This window comes from Edwardsiella sp. EA181011 (assembly GCF_000800725.1).
GTDB lineage: Bacteria > Pseudomonadota > Gammaproteobacteria > Enterobacterales > Enterobacteriaceae > Edwardsiella > Edwardsiella anguillarum.
Window position 1 is genome coordinate 2,562,493 of sequence record NZ_CP011364.1, and the last position, 14,404, is coordinate 2,576,896.

Annotated in this window: 11 protein-coding genes and 1 pseudogene; 6 read left to right on the forward strand and 6 right to left on the reverse strand. The window is 62.9% G+C overall.

The window, feature by feature from the left end; genetic code table 11:
• Positions 1-260: 260 nt before the first annotated feature.
• Positions 261-1,196, reverse strand: a complete 936-nt coding sequence (gene ttcA / locus QY76_RS11265; RefSeq protein WP_034163387.1) for a tRNA 2-thiocytidine(32) synthetase TtcA — start codon at positions 1,194-1,196, stop codon at positions 261-263.
• 234 nt (positions 1,197-1,430) lie between these two features.
• Between ttcA and QY76_RS11270 the strand changes: the two genes are divergently transcribed.
• A complete protein-coding gene (locus QY76_RS11270; protein ID WP_034163388.1) occupies positions 1,431-1,742 on the forward strand; it encodes a DoxX family protein in 312 nt (103 codons plus the stop codon).
• A gap of 71 nt (positions 1,743-1,813) precedes the next feature.
• On the opposite strand, the gene aegA is transcribed toward QY76_RS11270, so the two are convergent.
• Entirely contained in the window at positions 1,814-3,850 is a 2,037-nt protein-coding gene (gene aegA / locus QY76_RS11275) for a formate-dependent uric acid utilization protein AegA (protein ID WP_034163389.1), read from the reverse strand.
• 341 nt (positions 3,851-4,191) lie between these two features.
• Positions 4,192-7,721, reverse strand: a pseudogene (gene nifJ / locus QY76_RS11280) (pyruvate:ferredoxin (flavodoxin) oxidoreductase).
• 197 nt (positions 7,722-7,918) lie between these two features.
• On the opposite strand from nifJ, the gene QY76_RS11285 reads away from it, so the two are divergent.
• Positions 7,919-8,251: a multidrug efflux SMR transporter gene (locus QY76_RS11285; protein ID WP_015461516.1), complete on the forward strand. Its 333-nt coding sequence runs from the start codon at positions 7,919-7,921 to the stop codon at positions 8,249-8,251.
• A gap of 42 nt (positions 8,252-8,293) precedes the next feature.
• On the opposite strand, the gene QY76_RS11290 is transcribed toward QY76_RS11285, so the two are convergent.
• The gene (locus QY76_RS11290) at positions 8,294-8,947 is read right to left on the reverse strand and encodes an MgtC/SapB family protein (RefSeq protein WP_034163391.1); all 654 of its coding nucleotides are present in this window, start codon (positions 8,945-8,947) and stop codon (positions 8,294-8,296) included.
• 190 nt (positions 8,948-9,137) lie between these two features.
• Here QY76_RS11290 and QY76_RS11295 point away from each other — a divergent pair, with 190 nt between their 5' ends.
• Positions 9,138-9,395, forward strand: a complete 258-nt coding sequence (locus QY76_RS11295; RefSeq protein ID WP_045428333.1) for a DUF333 domain-containing protein — start codon at positions 9,138-9,140, stop codon at positions 9,393-9,395.
• A gap of 14 nt (positions 9,396-9,409) precedes the next feature.
• On the opposite strand, the gene QY76_RS11300 is transcribed toward QY76_RS11295, so the two are convergent.
• On the reverse strand, positions 9,410-9,802 hold the full coding sequence (locus tag QY76_RS11300) for an META domain-containing protein (protein ID WP_049648820.1): 393 nt from the start codon (positions 9,800-9,802) through the stop codon (positions 9,410-9,412).
• A 317-nt stretch (positions 9,803-10,119) separates the two neighbouring features.
• Between QY76_RS11300 and QY76_RS11305 the strand changes: the two genes are divergently transcribed.
• Positions 10,120-10,326: a hypothetical protein gene (locus tag QY76_RS11305; protein ID WP_015461515.1), complete on the forward strand. Its 207-nt coding sequence runs from the start codon at positions 10,120-10,122 to the stop codon at positions 10,324-10,326.
• Between the two features lie 73 nt (positions 10,327-10,399).
• On the opposite strand, the gene QY76_RS11310 is transcribed toward QY76_RS11305, so the two are convergent.
• On the reverse strand, positions 10,400-11,392 hold the full coding sequence (locus QY76_RS11310; RefSeq protein ID WP_045428340.1) for a 2-hydroxyacid dehydrogenase: 993 nt from the start codon (positions 11,390-11,392) through the stop codon (positions 10,400-10,402).
• A gap of 219 nt (positions 11,393-11,611) precedes the next feature.
• Between QY76_RS11310 and QY76_RS11315 the strand changes: the two genes are divergently transcribed.
• Together QY76_RS11315 and QY76_RS11320 are read left to right on the forward strand one after the other, a co-directional pair.
• Complete coding sequence (locus tag QY76_RS11315; RefSeq protein ID WP_045428344.1) at positions 11,612-14,215, forward strand: YdbH family protein; 2,604 nt, start codon at positions 11,612-11,614, stop codon at positions 14,213-14,215.
• The gene (locus QY76_RS11320) at positions 14,208-14,402 is read left to right on the forward strand and encodes a YnbE family lipoprotein (RefSeq protein ID WP_012848609.1); all 195 of its coding nucleotides are present in this window, start codon (positions 14,208-14,210) and stop codon (positions 14,400-14,402) included. Before QY76_RS11315 ends, QY76_RS11320 begins: the two co-directional genes overlap by 8 nt.
• Positions 14,403-14,404: the final 2 nt, after the last annotated feature.

Here is a 14,404-nt window from a genome sequence, read left to right on the forward strand (position 1 = left end):
TGGCGTGTCAAAGTTCACGCGGCGGGCGGGGAAAAGACCGAAGGAAATTGAGCAATATCAAACTTCACTCGAAGTAGGTAGGGCAAACTTCATTTCGCAGGTGAATGCAACGTCAAGCGATGGGCGTTGCGCTCCATATTGTCTTACTTCCTAATTTTGAATTATTGCATAGCACAATTTAATTCGTCATATGCCGGTGATTACCGGCATTTTTTTTATTTCTGAACGCGGCGGGATGCCCAGATGTCCCGCCGGGAAGGTCACTTCACCTCGACGACGTCCAGGCGCATGCTGTCCGTTTGCGGCCGATCGTCGTCGTCGCTCAGGCCGACCGGCTGCAGCGGAATTGTCTGGCGATCGAAGGCCAGATCGCCGCCGTCGATGATCTCACCGCCCTGCTGCAGCCCCTTAAAGTCAAACAGGGTGCCGTCCGCCAGATGCGACGGCACCACGTTCTGCATGGCACTGAACATGGTTTCGATGCGCCCCGGATAGCGCTTGTCCCAGTCGCGCAGCATCTCTTTGATCACCTGGCGCTGCAGGTTCGGCTGGGAGCCGCACAGGTTACACGGAATGATCGGGAAAGCCTTGGCGGCGGCGAAGCGCTCAATGTCCTTTTCGCGGCAGTAGGCGAGCGGGCGGATCACGATATGCTGGCCGTCATCGCTCATCAGCTTGGGCGGCATCCCTTTGAGCTTGCCGCCGTAGAACATGTTGAGAAATAGGGTCTCCAGCATGTCGTCACGGTGGTGGCCCAGCGCGATCTTATTGCAGCGCAGCTCGTTGGCGGTGCGGTAGAGAATGCCGCGGCGCAGGCGTGAACACAGGGAGCAGGTGGTTTTACCCTCCGGAATTTTCTCTTTGACGATGCCGTAGGTGTTCTCTTCGACGATGCGGTATTCGATGCCCTGGGTCTCCAGGTAGGCCGGCAGGACGGTCTCCGGGAAGCCGGGCTGTTTCTGGTCGAGGTTGACCGCGACCAGGGTAAAGCTCACCGGTGCGCTCTGCTGCAGGTTGCGCAGGATCTCCAGCATGGTATAGCTGTCTTTGCCGCCGGACAGGCAAACCATCACCCGATCGCCCTCTTCAATCATATTGAAGTCGGCGATGGCTTCACCGACGCAGCGGCGCAGGCGCTTCTGCAGCTTGTTCAGGTTGTACTGTTCTTTTTTGCTGATCTCTTGATTCACTGACATCGTTTCTGTTACCCGGCATAGACAAAAGGGTTGCGGCGGCGCGTCGGGCGACGGCGCAATCATCGGGGGCTGTCATCGTGGACGGCGTGGCGTGTATGGTACGGATTACGGCGGCGAATGCCAGCAGGAATTATGCGGCGGCGGCGCCTCTGGGACGACAGATGTTGCATCGTCGCGGCCGTTGTTGTATTTTGTAATATTCAATACAAAACTGGGCGACGGGGAGGAGGAGACATGCAACGGATTCTGACGTGGGGACTGCTGATTATTTTTCTGGCCTCCGGCGTGGCGAAGCTGGCAGGGCTGGCGTTTGAGCAGGCGGCGTTTGCCCGCTGGGGATACCCGCTGTGGTTTATGTATGCGGTCGGCGCGGCCGAAACCCTGGGGGCGCTGGGGCTGCTGAGCCGCCTACGGCGCTGGGCGGCGGGAGGACTGCTGCTGCTGATGCTGGGCGCCCTGCAGACCCATCTGCGCTTTGGCGAGTGGGGAATGCTGCTGCTGGCCCTGATCCTGGCCGCCGGACTGCTGGTGCGCATCCGGCGCTGAGTCGCGATGAGGGACAGGGGGACGCGTTCGACGCGCGCCCCTCTGCGTGAAAAGGCGGTCGTGCCCGCCGATCAGGCGATATCCTGCACGCGGATATGCGGACGCTGTGCCTCAACGCCAAAGTAGCGCATCATGCCGGCAGCGGCGTGACGCCCTTCGGCGATGGCGGTGACCACCAGGTCGGCGCCGCGTACCGCATCCCCGCCGGCGAAGATCTGCGGATGGCTGGTCTGATAGGGGATCTCGCTGTCTACGCGGGCGATGATACGCCCGGCACGGTCAACTTTTACCCCCTGCGCTTCCAGCCATGGCATGGCGTGCGGGGTGAAGCCAAAGGCGATCACCACCGCATCGGCCGGCATGAGAAACTCGGAGCCGGGGATAGGCTTGGGACGGCGGCGCCCGGCGGCGTCCGGTTCGCCCAGCGCGGTGCGCAGCATGTGGATCCCGCAGACCTTGCCCTGCTCGTCGACGGCGATGGAGAGGGGCTGCACGTTAAACTCGAACTCGACGCCCTCTTCACGCGCGTTTTTCACCTCTTTCTTCGAACCGGGCATATTGGCCTCGTCGCGGCGATAGGCGCAGGTTACCCGGGTGGCGCCCTGACGGATGGAGGTGCGTACGCAGTCCATGGCGGTATCGCCGCCCCCCAGCACCACCACCTGCTTACCTTCCATGCTGATATAGGGCGCCTCATCGCTGTGCGGCAGCCCCATCACCTGTTTGGTATTGGCGATCAGGAACGGCAGGGCATCATAGACTCCCGGTGCCTGCTCGTTTTCTATCCCCGCCTGCATGGAGGTATAGGTGCCGGCGCCGACGAACACGGCGTCAAAGTCGGACAGCAGCTGCGCCAGGGTGACATCACGTCCCACCTCCGTGTTCAGGCGGAACTCGATGCCCATATCGCTGAAGATCTCCCGGCGTCGCGCCAGGATCGCTTTATCCAGCTTAAACGCCGGAATGCCGAAGGTGAGCAGGCCGCCGATTTCCGGATGGCGATCGAACACCACCGCCTGAATGCCGTTACGGGCGAGAATATCGGCGCAGCCCAGTCCGGCGGGGCCTGCGCCGATGATGGCGACACGGCGGTTGACCGGCTTGACATAGGAGAGGTCGGGGCGCCAGCCCAGGGCGAAAGCGCTGTCGCTGATGTAGCGTTCAATGTTGCCGATGGTCATGGCGCCGAACTCTTTCCCCAGCGTACAGGCGCCCTCGCACAGGCGATCCTGCGGGCAGACGCGGCCGGTCACCTCCGGCAGGCAGTTGGTTTGGTGGGAGAGTTCGACGGCCTCGAGGATCCGCCCCTCTTTGACTAGACGGATCCAGTGCGGAATATGGTTATGCAGCGGGCAGGTCCACTCGCAGACGCTGTGGGTGCCGCAGGCCAGGCATCGTTCGCTCTGCGCCTGCGCCTGTGGGCGGTCAAAGGTCGGGTAGATTTCGTCGAAGCGGGTCTTACGGATCGCCAGCGCGATCTTGACCGGATCCTGGCGCGGCGGGGTCTGACGCATCTGCGCCACCTTGCTACCGCCGCTGCCGCCGATCGCGGCGCCGCGGGCATCGGCCGCCGCGCTGCCGTTAAACATCCGTCCGGCCTGCTCGTTGAACACGGCGCGCAGCTGACGCTGCTGCCGCAGCTGGGTCAGGGAGACTTCGCTGATCAGCCGCAGGGCATTGCTGGGACAGGCGGCAACGCAGGAGGGGCCATCGGCCACCTCGTCGCACAGGTCGCACTTATGGGCGTTGGCGCGCACGCTGTCAGGATGGTTGCTGCGCGGATCGGACTGGGTAATGACCTCGATGGCGCCAAACGGGCAGGCGACGACGCAGGTTTTGCAGCCGATGCACTTCTCCTGCCTGACCTGGATGCTGTCGTTATATTTTTCAATGGCGCCATTGGGGCAGACGTTGGCACAGGGCGCATCTTCGCAGTGACGGCACAGCAGCGCGGTACGGCGATCGCCGCGGCGGATTACGTGGATGCGCGGCTGAAACTGCGCCGCCGTGAGAACATGCTCACCGTGGTTGTGGGCCATTACGCAGGCGACTTCACAGCTACGGCAACCGATGCAGTTGTTGGCATCGGCAATGACAAAACGATTCATAACGACCTCACCCAAAGACGAAAAGGAGACAACATGTTTGGGATATATGCACATCGCGTGCACAAATGACTGGAAAACCCTTATTAACGACAAGGAAACCTGACGGCTGCGCAATGTATCACAGTTTTTGTTATGAATTGATTAAAAAAGCGCTAAAAATGGGGAAATAATGAGTTGCATCAAAATAACAGGGCAAATTAATTAATCTGAATGTTTCTTTATTATGTATCACGATTATCACTGTGACACGGCGTGAGTTTTTCTATGCGCAAAGTGATAATCGATGTTGTAAATGTAATCGAAAAGTAAAGCGGCGCTGCCCGGTGAACAGCGCCGGTGGGTTACTCTGCGGCAGGGGGCGTTTTCCCCGCCAGCAGGCTGAGCAGGGCGAAACGCTGACGCAGGTTCTCCTCTGCCTCGCGGTATAGCGTCTGCGCCTCCTGCGGCGCCAGGCTGCTCAGCCGACGGAATCGCTGTTCGGCCAGCAGCGTTTGCGCCAGATCGCCGCTGGGCGGCCGGGAGTCCAGGGCCAGGGCGTTCTGCCCCTCGGCGCCGCGGCGCGGATCAAAGCGGTACAGCGGCCAGAATCCATTGGCCGTCAGGCGCTTCATCTGCTCATGGCTGTCGGCCAGATCGTAGCCGTGCTCCTCACAGGGGCTGTAGGCGATCACCAGCGAGGGGCCCGGGTAGGATTCGGCCTCCTGCAGCGCCTTGACGGTCTGGTTCAACTGGGCGCCCAGCGAGATTTGGGCGACGTAGACGTGGCCATACATCATCATGCTGACGCCGAGATCCTTACGCGCCTTGCGCTTGCCGTGCTCGCCAAACTTGGTGACCGCCGCCAGCGGCGTCGCCTTGGACTGCTGCCCGCCGGTATTGGAGTAGCACTGGGTATCCAGGACCAGAACGTTGACGTTTTCGCTCAGGCTCAGCACATGATCCAGCCCGCCGAAGCCGATATCGTAGGCCCAGCCGTCGCCGCCGATCAGCCAGATGGATTGCTCTACCAGGGCATCGGCCGTCTGCGCCAGCGCCTGAGCCTGCGGATCGGCGAGCGTCGCCAGGGCCGTGCGCAGCGTCGCTATCTGCTGACGGCGGGTCTCGGTGGGCGTCTCCGCCTGCTGCAGCGCCGCGACCAGCGCCGCCGGCAGCTGTCCGGCCAGCGCATGGAGCAGGCGCAGCGCCCGCTGACGGTGCTGCTGGGCGCTCAGGCGGAAGCCGAGGCCAAACTCGGCGTTATCCTCAAACAGCGAGTTGGCCCAGGCTGGCCCCCGTCCCTGCGCATCGGTGGTATAGGGGCTGGTGGGGAGGTTGCCGCCATAGATGGAGGAGCAGCCGGTGGCGTTCGCGATCAGCATACGATTGCCGAACAGCTGGGTCAGCAGCTTGATATAGGGGGTTTCACCGCAGCCGGAGCAGGCGCCGGAGTATTCAAACAGCGGCGAAATCAGCTGCGAGGTGCGAATGTCGATGCGCTCCAGGCGACGGCGGTCGATCTCCGGCAGGGCCAGAAACGCGTCGTAATGCGCCTTTTCCCGCGCCAGATGCGCCAGACGCGGCTGCATATTGATGGCCTTGACGCTGGGATCCTGACGATCCGCCGCCGGGCAGACCGTCACGCACAGGTTGCAGCCGGTGCAGTCTTCCGGCGCCACCTGCAGCACATAGCGCTCGCCGCGCAGATCGCGGGCGCGGACCTCCAGGCTCTCCAGCGTGGCCGGCGCGTGCTCCAGCGCCGCCGGCGCGACCACCTTGGCGCGGATCGCCGCGTGGGGGCAGGCGGCGACGCAGTGGTTACACTGGGTGCAGAGGGCGGGCTGCCAGATGGGAATGGCCTCGGCGATATTGCGCTTCTCCCAGCGGGTGGTGCCGATGGGCCAGGTGCCGTCTGGCGGGAAGGCGGAGACCGGCAGGTTGTCGCCCAGCCCGGCCAGCATGGTGGCGGTAACGGTTTTGACAAAGTCCGGCGCCTGGTCGGCGACGATCGGCGGCCGGCGAGGGCTTGTGGCGTCGACCGGACGCAGGGGAACGGCGTGCAGCGCGCCCTCGACCGCCCCCAGCGCCTGCCAGTTGCGCTCGACGATCTCCTGTCCTTTATTGGCATAGCTGCGGGCGATGGCATCCTGCAACAGCGGCAGGGCGCCGCCGTTGGGGATCAGGTCGCTGAGGTGCAGGAAGGCCATCTGCATGACGGTGTTGATGCGGGCGCCGAGCCGACACTCGCGGGCGATACGGGCGGCGTTGATGATGTAGAGCTTGGCCTGACGTGCGTTGAGCAGCGCCTGCACCTCCTGGGGCAGCCGCGCCCAGACCTCGTCTGCGGCATAGGGGGTATTTAGCAGGAAGATCCCCCCGGGCGCAGGCGTTCGACCATCTGATAGCGTTCAATGAACTGCCACTGATGGCAGCCGATAAAGTCGGCCTGCTCCACCAGGTAGGCGGAGTGAATGGGCGTCTCCCGCACTCGCAGGTGTGAAACGGTCAGGCCGCCGGCCTTTTTGGAGTCATAGACAAAGTAGCCCTGGGCATGCAGCGGCGTGCTGTTACCGATAATCTTGATGTTGTTCTTCGCCGCCGAGACGGTGCCGTCGCTGCCCAGCCCGTAAAACAGCGCCTCCAGCCGGTTGCTCACCGGGTGGACATCCGTCCGGCGCGGCAGGGAGAGGTGGGTCACGTCGTCGTTGATGCCGACGGTAAAACGGGGCCGGGGCCGCGGGCTCTCCAGCGCCTCAAACACCGCCAGGGCGCAGTCGGGGCCAAACTCCTTGCTGGAAAGGCCGTAGCGCCCGCCGATGGTGAGCGGCAGCGCGGCGCGCTCGCCGCTGCTGACCGCCTGCGCTAGCGCGGCGATGACGTCCAGATACAGCGGCTCACCCAGCGCGCCCGGCTCTTTGGTACGGTCGAGCACCGCGATGCGCTGCGCCGAGAGGGGGAGCGCAGCGAGCAGATGGCGGGCGGAGAAGGGACGGTACAGCCGCACCTTCAGTACGCCCACCTTCTCCCCGCGCGCGCGCAGCATGTCGCACACCTCAGCGCAGGTGCCGCAGGCGGAGCCCATCGCTACGATGACCCGAGTGGCGTCAGGATCGCCATCGTATTCAAACGGCTGGTAGCGGCGTCCGCACTGGTTGGCGAAGGCCTGCATGGCGTCGGTCACGTGATCACAGGCGGCGTCGTACCACGGGTTGCTGGCCTCCCGGGCCTGAAAATAGGTGTCCGGGTTGGCAGAGGTCCCGCGGATCACCGGGTGCTCTGGAGTCAGCGCGTGGGCGCGGTGGGCGGCAATGGCCTGCGCCGGCAGCAGGTTCTGCAGCGTGTCGTCGGCCAGCGGCACGATTTTGTTGATTTCGTGCGAGGTGCGGAAACCGTCGAAGAAGTGGATAAACGGCAGACGGCTGTTGAGGGAGGCGATATGGGCTATCAGGGCGAAATCCTGAGCCTCCTGCACGCTGGCGGCGCACAGCATGGCGCAGCCGGTCTGGCGCACCGCCATGACGTCAGAGTGGTCGCCAAAAATGGAGAGCGCATGGGTGGCGACGGTGCGCGCGGCGACGTGCAGAACGAAGGGGGTTAATTCGCCGGCCAGCTTATACAGGGTGGGGATCATCAGCAGCAGCCCCTGGGATGAGGTAAAGCTGGTGGCCAGCGTCCCCGTCTGCAGCGCGCCGTGTACGGCGGCGATGGCGCCGCCTTCCGACTGCATCTCCACGACGCGTGGAATATCGCCCCAGACGTTGCGGCGTCCGTCGGCGGACCAGGCGGAGGCCTGTTCGGCCATGCCTGAGCTGGGGGTTATCGGATAGATGGCAATGACTTCGCTGGCCCGATAGGCCACGGACGCCACTGCGCTGTTACCGTCAATGGTGATCATGAAGGTTACCTTTGGCTTCACATTGCGATGTTGTTATTAACAGGATTCTAGCAAACGCGATTTCAGCGTCTTATCAGTTTTATGGCAAATGGTAGTCCCGGCAGGTGATGAATGAATGTGTCCACGGGTGGATTGCCGCCGGCATCGGCGCCGGATAGAATTGCGCCATATAGAGGTAATATTAATAGGATGAATAAATGAACGGATATCTGTATCTGGCGATGGCGATCGGCGCCGAGGTGATCGCCACGACGGCCCTGAAAGCCACCCAGGGATTCAGCCGACTCGGCCCGAGCCTGGTGGTGGTGGTTGGATATGCCATTGCTTTCTGGGGACTTTCTCAGGTCGTGAAGAGCATTCCGCTGGGCGTCGCCTATGCGATTTGGTCCGGCATGGGCATCGTGCTGGTCTCGCTGGCCGCCTACTGGCTGTACCAGCAGGCGCTCGACTGGGCGGCGCTGCTGGGGATGGCGATGATCGTCGGGGGCGTGCTGGTGATTAATTTATTCTCCCACACGTCGGCACATTAAGTTACATTCTGCAACCGCTCTGCCCGCCGCGGACGGCGGCGCTCAGCGAATTTCGAGAAAGCGAATGGCGTCAAGCTTCTGCAGCTGCTGATACAGCTCACCGACGCGCTGCCGGGGGCGCAGGGTGATCTCCAGGCGGATCTCGCACAGCGTCTCCTCCTGTCGCTGGCGCAGCGACAGGCGCTCCGGCTTCAGATTCAGCTGCTGCAGCGTCAGCAGCAGCGCGCTGACCTCTTCCGGCGGCAGATGGATGATCAGGCCGTGGTGCTCTCCCAGCAGCAGATTGCTCAGCTGGCGGAATAGCTCCAGCACGATCAGCGTCATCAGCGTGCCGTAAATCCCAATCTCATACAGTCCGCTGCCGATCACCAGCCCAATCGCGGCCGTCACCCACATGCCGGCGGCGGTCGTCAGCCCTTTAACAGCCTGCTTCTGAATAATAATCGTCCCCGCGCCGAGAAACCCCATGCCGGAGACGACCTGCGCGGCGATACGGCTGGGATCCAGCCCGACGTGGGAGAGCCCGAGAATATCGGCAAAGCCATACTTGGAGACGATCATAAACAGTGCGCTGCCGATACCGACCAAAATATGGGTGCGCAGCCCGGCCTCTTTGGCCCGCAGCTGACGCTCAAGGCCGATTAAACCGCCCAGTAGCCCCGCCAGGGCGACGCGCAGCAATAAGTCGGTGACCATGCTAACCTCTCGTTGTTATCTACCCGCTTGTTTTCCGCCATTATTCGGCGTAAAAACCCATGCCACGCTATCCTTAGCCTGCGGGGCTATGGTAACAAAGATTCCGCGCGCTTGCCCCGTGCCGATGGCGCTCTGGCGCGGCGGGGCTGGGCGGCAAAGCGTTACGTTTTATGTCAGGGGAGTGATGAGCATGAGAGGGGTTGCTATGGGGGTCGGGGGGCTGCTGGCCGTGATGCTATCAGGCTGCGCCAGCGAGCCCGCGGCGCAGACGGCCGGCGGGCGCTCACCTATCGCCGCCAGCGCGGCGCTGAGCGAGGGGTGCGCGCTGGCCGGCGGCGAGGTCGCGCTGGCGCATCAGCTGGACGGGACGTCGCTGGTACAGTGCCAGCTGCCGGACGGCAAACGCTGTACGGAGCGGGGGGTGATCAGCGGCCGCTGCCCCAACTGATCGTGCGGCAGGCGCTACATCCAGTCGCGTAGCCTATAGCGCAGCACCGATCCCTGCGCATCGCGCAGCTCCAGGGTCTCTCCTTGCAGCGTGAGTCGGGCGCCGTGCCGCAGCATCGTCTCCAGACGGCGCTGCGTCGGCTGCCAGGCGGGATCGGGGCAGGGCGCCGGCGTGCGCTGCGGCGCCGCGATGCGCAGCGTGCCCTGCCGCAGGGTGGCCCAGCCACTCAGCTGGCCGCACAGGCTGGCGCTGAGCCACAGGCTTTCACCAAACTCCAGATCCGGGGTCGGCGCGCGGGGAGCCTCCGCGAGGGGATGGCCGTCGATCGCCTGCAGAACATAGCGATGGTGCAGCAGCTGCTGCGCCGTCGGCGGGGCGCTGCAGGCGCCGAGCAGGGTGCACAGCAGGGGGGCAGGATCCGTTTCATATCAGTTTCTCTCTCCAGAGGGGGTATCCGCGGGCGGAGCGTAGAATAAATGCAATGATGTCCCGCTTTTCACGGCAGCTTTCTCTGTCTCATCTATACTTGTTATTCGTACGGCAATCCCGCGAGACAACGGCGATGACGGGCACGATGTCCGTCAACCCGCTATCACCGTAGCGCAATGTGCGGCGCGTTTTCTGCGCCGGTCGCCACCGTCCGCAGCAGTCCGCAGCACGGACGCCGGCGATGATTTTGACAGGCAATTGGCATCAGCATCAATACAGAAAGAGGAGTGTGCGAATGGCGATGGTATCCGACCGGCCGGCGGCTGCGTTTAGCACAAACACCATGGATTTTCTGGCCAGCAGTATTGCAATGATGGAGTCACAGGGGCGCAATATCAGTGCGACCGAGGTACAGGGAAACATGACGGCGAAACAGCGGGCGCTGTTCAACGAGCGTCTCGCCTACTATCGCCAGCGCTATACGCAGGAGGAGTTGGTGTAGGCCGCCGCCGCAAATCGTGGACGAAAAAACCCGCCGCAGCGGGTTTTTTTGTGCGCCAAGGAGAGTGTGGCGATCAGGCGGTAAGCCGGTTCGGGCAGTGGCGATGCTGGATCAGATCATCGATGTTTTGCAGGGTGGTCAGCGAGATGCTGGTCAAGGCCTCTTCAGTCAGGAAAGCCTGGTGGCCGGTAAACAGCACGTTATGGCAGGCGGAGAGGCGGCGGAACACGTCGTCCTGGATCACGTCGTTGGACTTGTCCTCAAAGAACAGGTCGCGCTCATTTTCGTACACGTCCATGCCCAGGGCGCCGATCTTCTGTTGCTTCAGCGCATCGATGGCGGCGCAGGAATCGATCAGGCCGCCGCGGCTGGTATTGATGATCATGACCCCGTCTTTCATTTGGGCAAAGGCATCCTGGTTTAACAGATGGTGGTTCTCCGGCGTCAGTGGACAGTGCAGGGTAATGACGTCGGACTGGGCATACAGGGTCTTCAGATCGACATACTCTGCGCCGAGCTCCAGCGCCTGTGGGTTGGGATAGGGATCGAATGCCAGGATACGCATGCCGAATCCCTTGAGGATGCGCATCGTGGCGATCCCGATTTTCCCGGTGCCGATGACGCCGGCGGTACGGTTATGCATGTTGAACCCGATCAGCCCCTCGAGCGAGAAGTTAGCGTCGCGGGTGCGCTGATAGGCGCGGTGAATTCGACGGTTAAGGGTCAGCATCATGCCGACGGTATGCTCGGCGACCGCCTCCGGCGAGTAGGCCGGTACGCGAACCACTTCGATACCCAGCGCGTTGGCGGCATCCAGATCGACGTTGTTAAAGCCGGCGCAGCGCAGGGCGACGATACGAATCCCCATGGCGGCCAACTGCTCCAGCACTTCGCGTCCGCCGTCATCGTTGACAAAAATGCAGACCGCATCGAACCCCTGGGCGGTTTTCACCGTCTGTGGGCGCAGCAGAAAGTCAAAAAACTCCAGTTCAAAGCCGAACTGCTTATTTACCAGCTCAATATATTTTCGGTCGTATTGTTTGGTGCTGTAGATGGCGAGTTTCATAAATATTCCCCCAGCTGAAATTGTGATCATCATAGCAAAAATAGAGAAGGTGGACAAAATGGATGGGGAAGTGTGATGTAAATCATTTTTTCCTGTTAGCGCCTTGAATGGCAATAGATTAATCCACTGTCCTCCGGGGTACATTTAGCTAAACTGGTAAGTATGATAGGGTGCGGTGCCGTGGCGTAATGGGTGGGGAGTGCGAGTGAGGGAGTGCGAGTGAAAAAGCGATATATCGGTGCGATAGGCGTGGCGGTGTTACTGTCGGGCGGCGTAGCGGCGTGGTGGAGTTCGCCCTACTGGCTGTCTGCGGCGCTGCGTCCCTGGCTGCCGGCCGGCGCCGAGGTGATTATCCCCGCCCGGCCATACTGGTCCGACGGCGCCCTGCGGCTGCCGCGGCTGGACTATCGTCTGGCCGCGTGTCCGCTGCTGAGCCTGCGCGGCGCGGCGCTGAGCTACCGGCGTCCGCACTGGCAGCTCAATGCCGATACGGTCGATCTGGACAGCCGCTGTCTCTCTGCCGCGCCCAGCGGGGGCTCCATGCCGTCGATCGCCTCGCTGCAGCACTCCCTGCCGCCCCTGACCCTGAACATCGGGCGTCTCAATATCCTACCGTGGCAGCGCTACGGCGGGATGCTCCGACTGAATAATCAGGACGGCACCCAGCGTATCGGCCTGGACGGCGAGCAGCTTAAGCTGGATCTGGCGCTGGAGCATCAGGCCCTGAGCGTGCGATCGCTGCTGCTGCGACTGCCGCAGCTCGATGATGCCCTGCAGCTGCAGGGGAAGATAGCGCTGGGGCTGGATCTCGCGACCGTGCCGCCGGGAGGGCTGCTGCAGGCGCAGTTTCGCCTGTCCGGGCTGCCGCACCCTCTACGCCTACGGTTGGTCTGGCAGCGACAGGGAGGGCGCCTGCTGCTCAATGCTCTGGATCAGCCTCGTCCGCTGGTCGATCTACCCTGGCAACAGCTGCAGGGGGCGCTGACGGTCAGCGGCGGGCAGTGGTTTTGGCCCTATGGGCCTCAGCTGCTGCAGGGTGGCATCGACCTGCAACTGCGCGATTGGTTACAGGGGTGGCGACATGCCCAGCTGCAGGGACGGGTCAATATGCTGACGCGGGGGACGCAGGGAAAGGCCAACATGGTGATGCAGCTGGGGCCGGGGCGGCTGGATTTTCAGGCGCGGGCTTTTCCCCTGCGCCTGAACGGCTTGGCGAATCATGGCGGTCTGTCGTTTTCCGCCGCCCTCGATGCGCAGGTCAGCGGTACGCCCGGGGATCCCTCCCTGAGGCTGCTGCCCGGCGCGCTGCTGCGTATCTGGGGTAAAACCGATGACCAGACCACCCTGCAGGAGGTGCGCTGGCCGCTGGCGGGGGTGCGTATCAGCCGCGACGGCGTCAGCGGGCGTCTCCAGGCCATTCTGCGCGTCAGCCACCGCTACTGGGGTCAGGGGCAGCTGCACCTGGACGGCCAGGCCGAGGCGTTTCGCCCCGATAAGGGGCTTTGGCGCTGGCGCTATTGGGGAAAAGGGCAGATGCCGCCGCTGCGGGCGCGCTGGGACGTTAGCGGGCAGGGCGCCTGGCAGGATGATGCGCTGCACCTGGACTATCTCTCCGCCGGCTTCGATCGCCTGACCTATGGGCTGGCGCGGGTCATCCGCCCGCGTCTGACCCTGACCCAGCCGCTGATGTGGCTGCGGGCGTCACAGCATGCGGCATTCCGCGCCGGATTTGCCCTTGCCGCCCAGCGGATTGACTTTACCCACGGCGGCTATCTGCCCACGCCGCGTCTCCAGCTGACGGCGCAGGGTGAATCGCCGGCGGCGATGCAGCTGCGCGGCGATCTGCGCGCTGGCGCCATCGGTCCGATCCGGCTGGATGGACGTTGGGATGGTGCGCGTCTGCGCGGCCAAGCCTGGTGGGCCAGCCAGCCGGTCACGGTCTTTCAGCCGCTGCTGACGCCGTCGCTGGGGGTACGCCTGCGCGAGGGACGATTCCATGCCCAGGCGGCCTTTTCGGCGGCGCGCGGCCAGGGCTTTGTCGCCGGGGGGCATCTGCAGGCTAAGGGCGTTGGTCTGTGGTTAAAGGATGGCACGGTAGACGGTATGGATCTGACGCTGCCTTATCGGCTGCACGACAGTCGCTGGCAGCTCGGCCCGCATACGCCGGTCACTCTGCGCGTCGATCGACTGGTCAATCAGTTCGATCTGCGGAAGATCCGCGCCGATCTGCAGGGCTATTACCCATACGACGAGACCTACCCGCTGACCCTGAGCGACGTGACGACCGACATGCTGGGGGGCGAGGCCGGTTTTTCCAGTCTGCGTCTGCCGCAGCATCAGCCCACGCTGCTGCGGCTGCATGATATTGAGCTGAGTGAGCTGATCACCGCGCTGAAGGTGAAGCAGTTTGCCCTGTCGGGCAAGGTGGATGGCGAGCTGCCGCTTTATCTGCATAATCCGCAGTGGATTATTCACCGCGGCTGGCTGGGTAACGCCCGTCCCGTCACGCTGCGTCTGGACAAGGATATGGTGGATGCCATCGTCAGCAATAACCCCATCGGCGGGGCGGCCCTTGACTGGCTGCGCTATCTGGAGGTGGGGCGCTCCCACACCTGGATCGATCTCAGTAATCTGGGGGAGCTGACGCTGGATGCGACGCTGTACGGCATTAATCGACAGAAGGACCATCGGCGGGTTATCGAACTCAACTACCGCCAGCAGGAGAATGTATTCCAGCTGTGGCGCAGCCTGCGCTTCGGCGATAACGTACAGGAGTGGCTGCAGTCCCGCCTCTCCCGGGCAACGAGGAGTCAGCATGAGTAACCGTAATTTTGCGCTGCCGGCGTTGCTGCTGGCGCTGTGGGCCACGGGATGTACGCCGCGCATCGAGGTCGCGGCGCCCACCCAGCCTATCACCATCAATATGAACGTGAAGATTGAGCATGACATTCACATTACGCTGGATAAAGAGGTTGAAACCCTGCTGAAGTCCAAGCCTGGGCTGTTCTAAGG

Bases quoted from the DNA above. Each gene is read 5' to 3' on its own strand.
- ttcA (WP_034163387.1), bottom strand. From the start codon at position 1,196: ATGTCAGTGAATCAAGAGATCAGCAAAAAAGAACAGTACAACCTGAAC.
- QY76_RS11270 (WP_034163388.1), top strand. From the start codon at position 1,431: ATGCAACGGATTCTGACGTGGGGACTGCTGATTATTTTTCTGGCCTCC.
- aegA (WP_034163389.1), bottom strand. From the start codon at position 3,850: ATGAATCGTTTTGTCATTGCCGATGCCAACAACTGCATCGGTTGCCGT.
- QY76_RS11285 (WP_015461516.1), top strand. From the start codon at position 7,919: ATGAACGGATATCTGTATCTGGCGATGGCGATCGGCGCCGAGGTGATC.
- QY76_RS11290 (WP_034163391.1), bottom strand. From the start codon at position 8,947: ATGGTCACCGACTTATTGCTGCGCGTCGCCCTGGCGGGGCTACTGGGC.
- QY76_RS11295 (WP_045428333.1), top strand. From the start codon at position 9,138: ATGAGAGGGGTTGCTATGGGGGTCGGGGGGCTGCTGGCCGTGATGCTA.
- QY76_RS11305 (WP_015461515.1), top strand. From the start codon at position 10,120: ATGGCGATGGTATCCGACCGGCCGGCGGCTGCGTTTAGCACAAACACC.
- QY76_RS11310 (WP_045428340.1), bottom strand. From the start codon at position 11,392: ATGAAACTCGCCATCTACAGCACCAAACAATACGACCGAAAATATATT.
- QY76_RS11320 (WP_012848609.1), top strand. From the start codon at position 14,208: ATGAGTAACCGTAATTTTGCGCTGCCGGCGTTGCTGCTGGCGCTGTGG.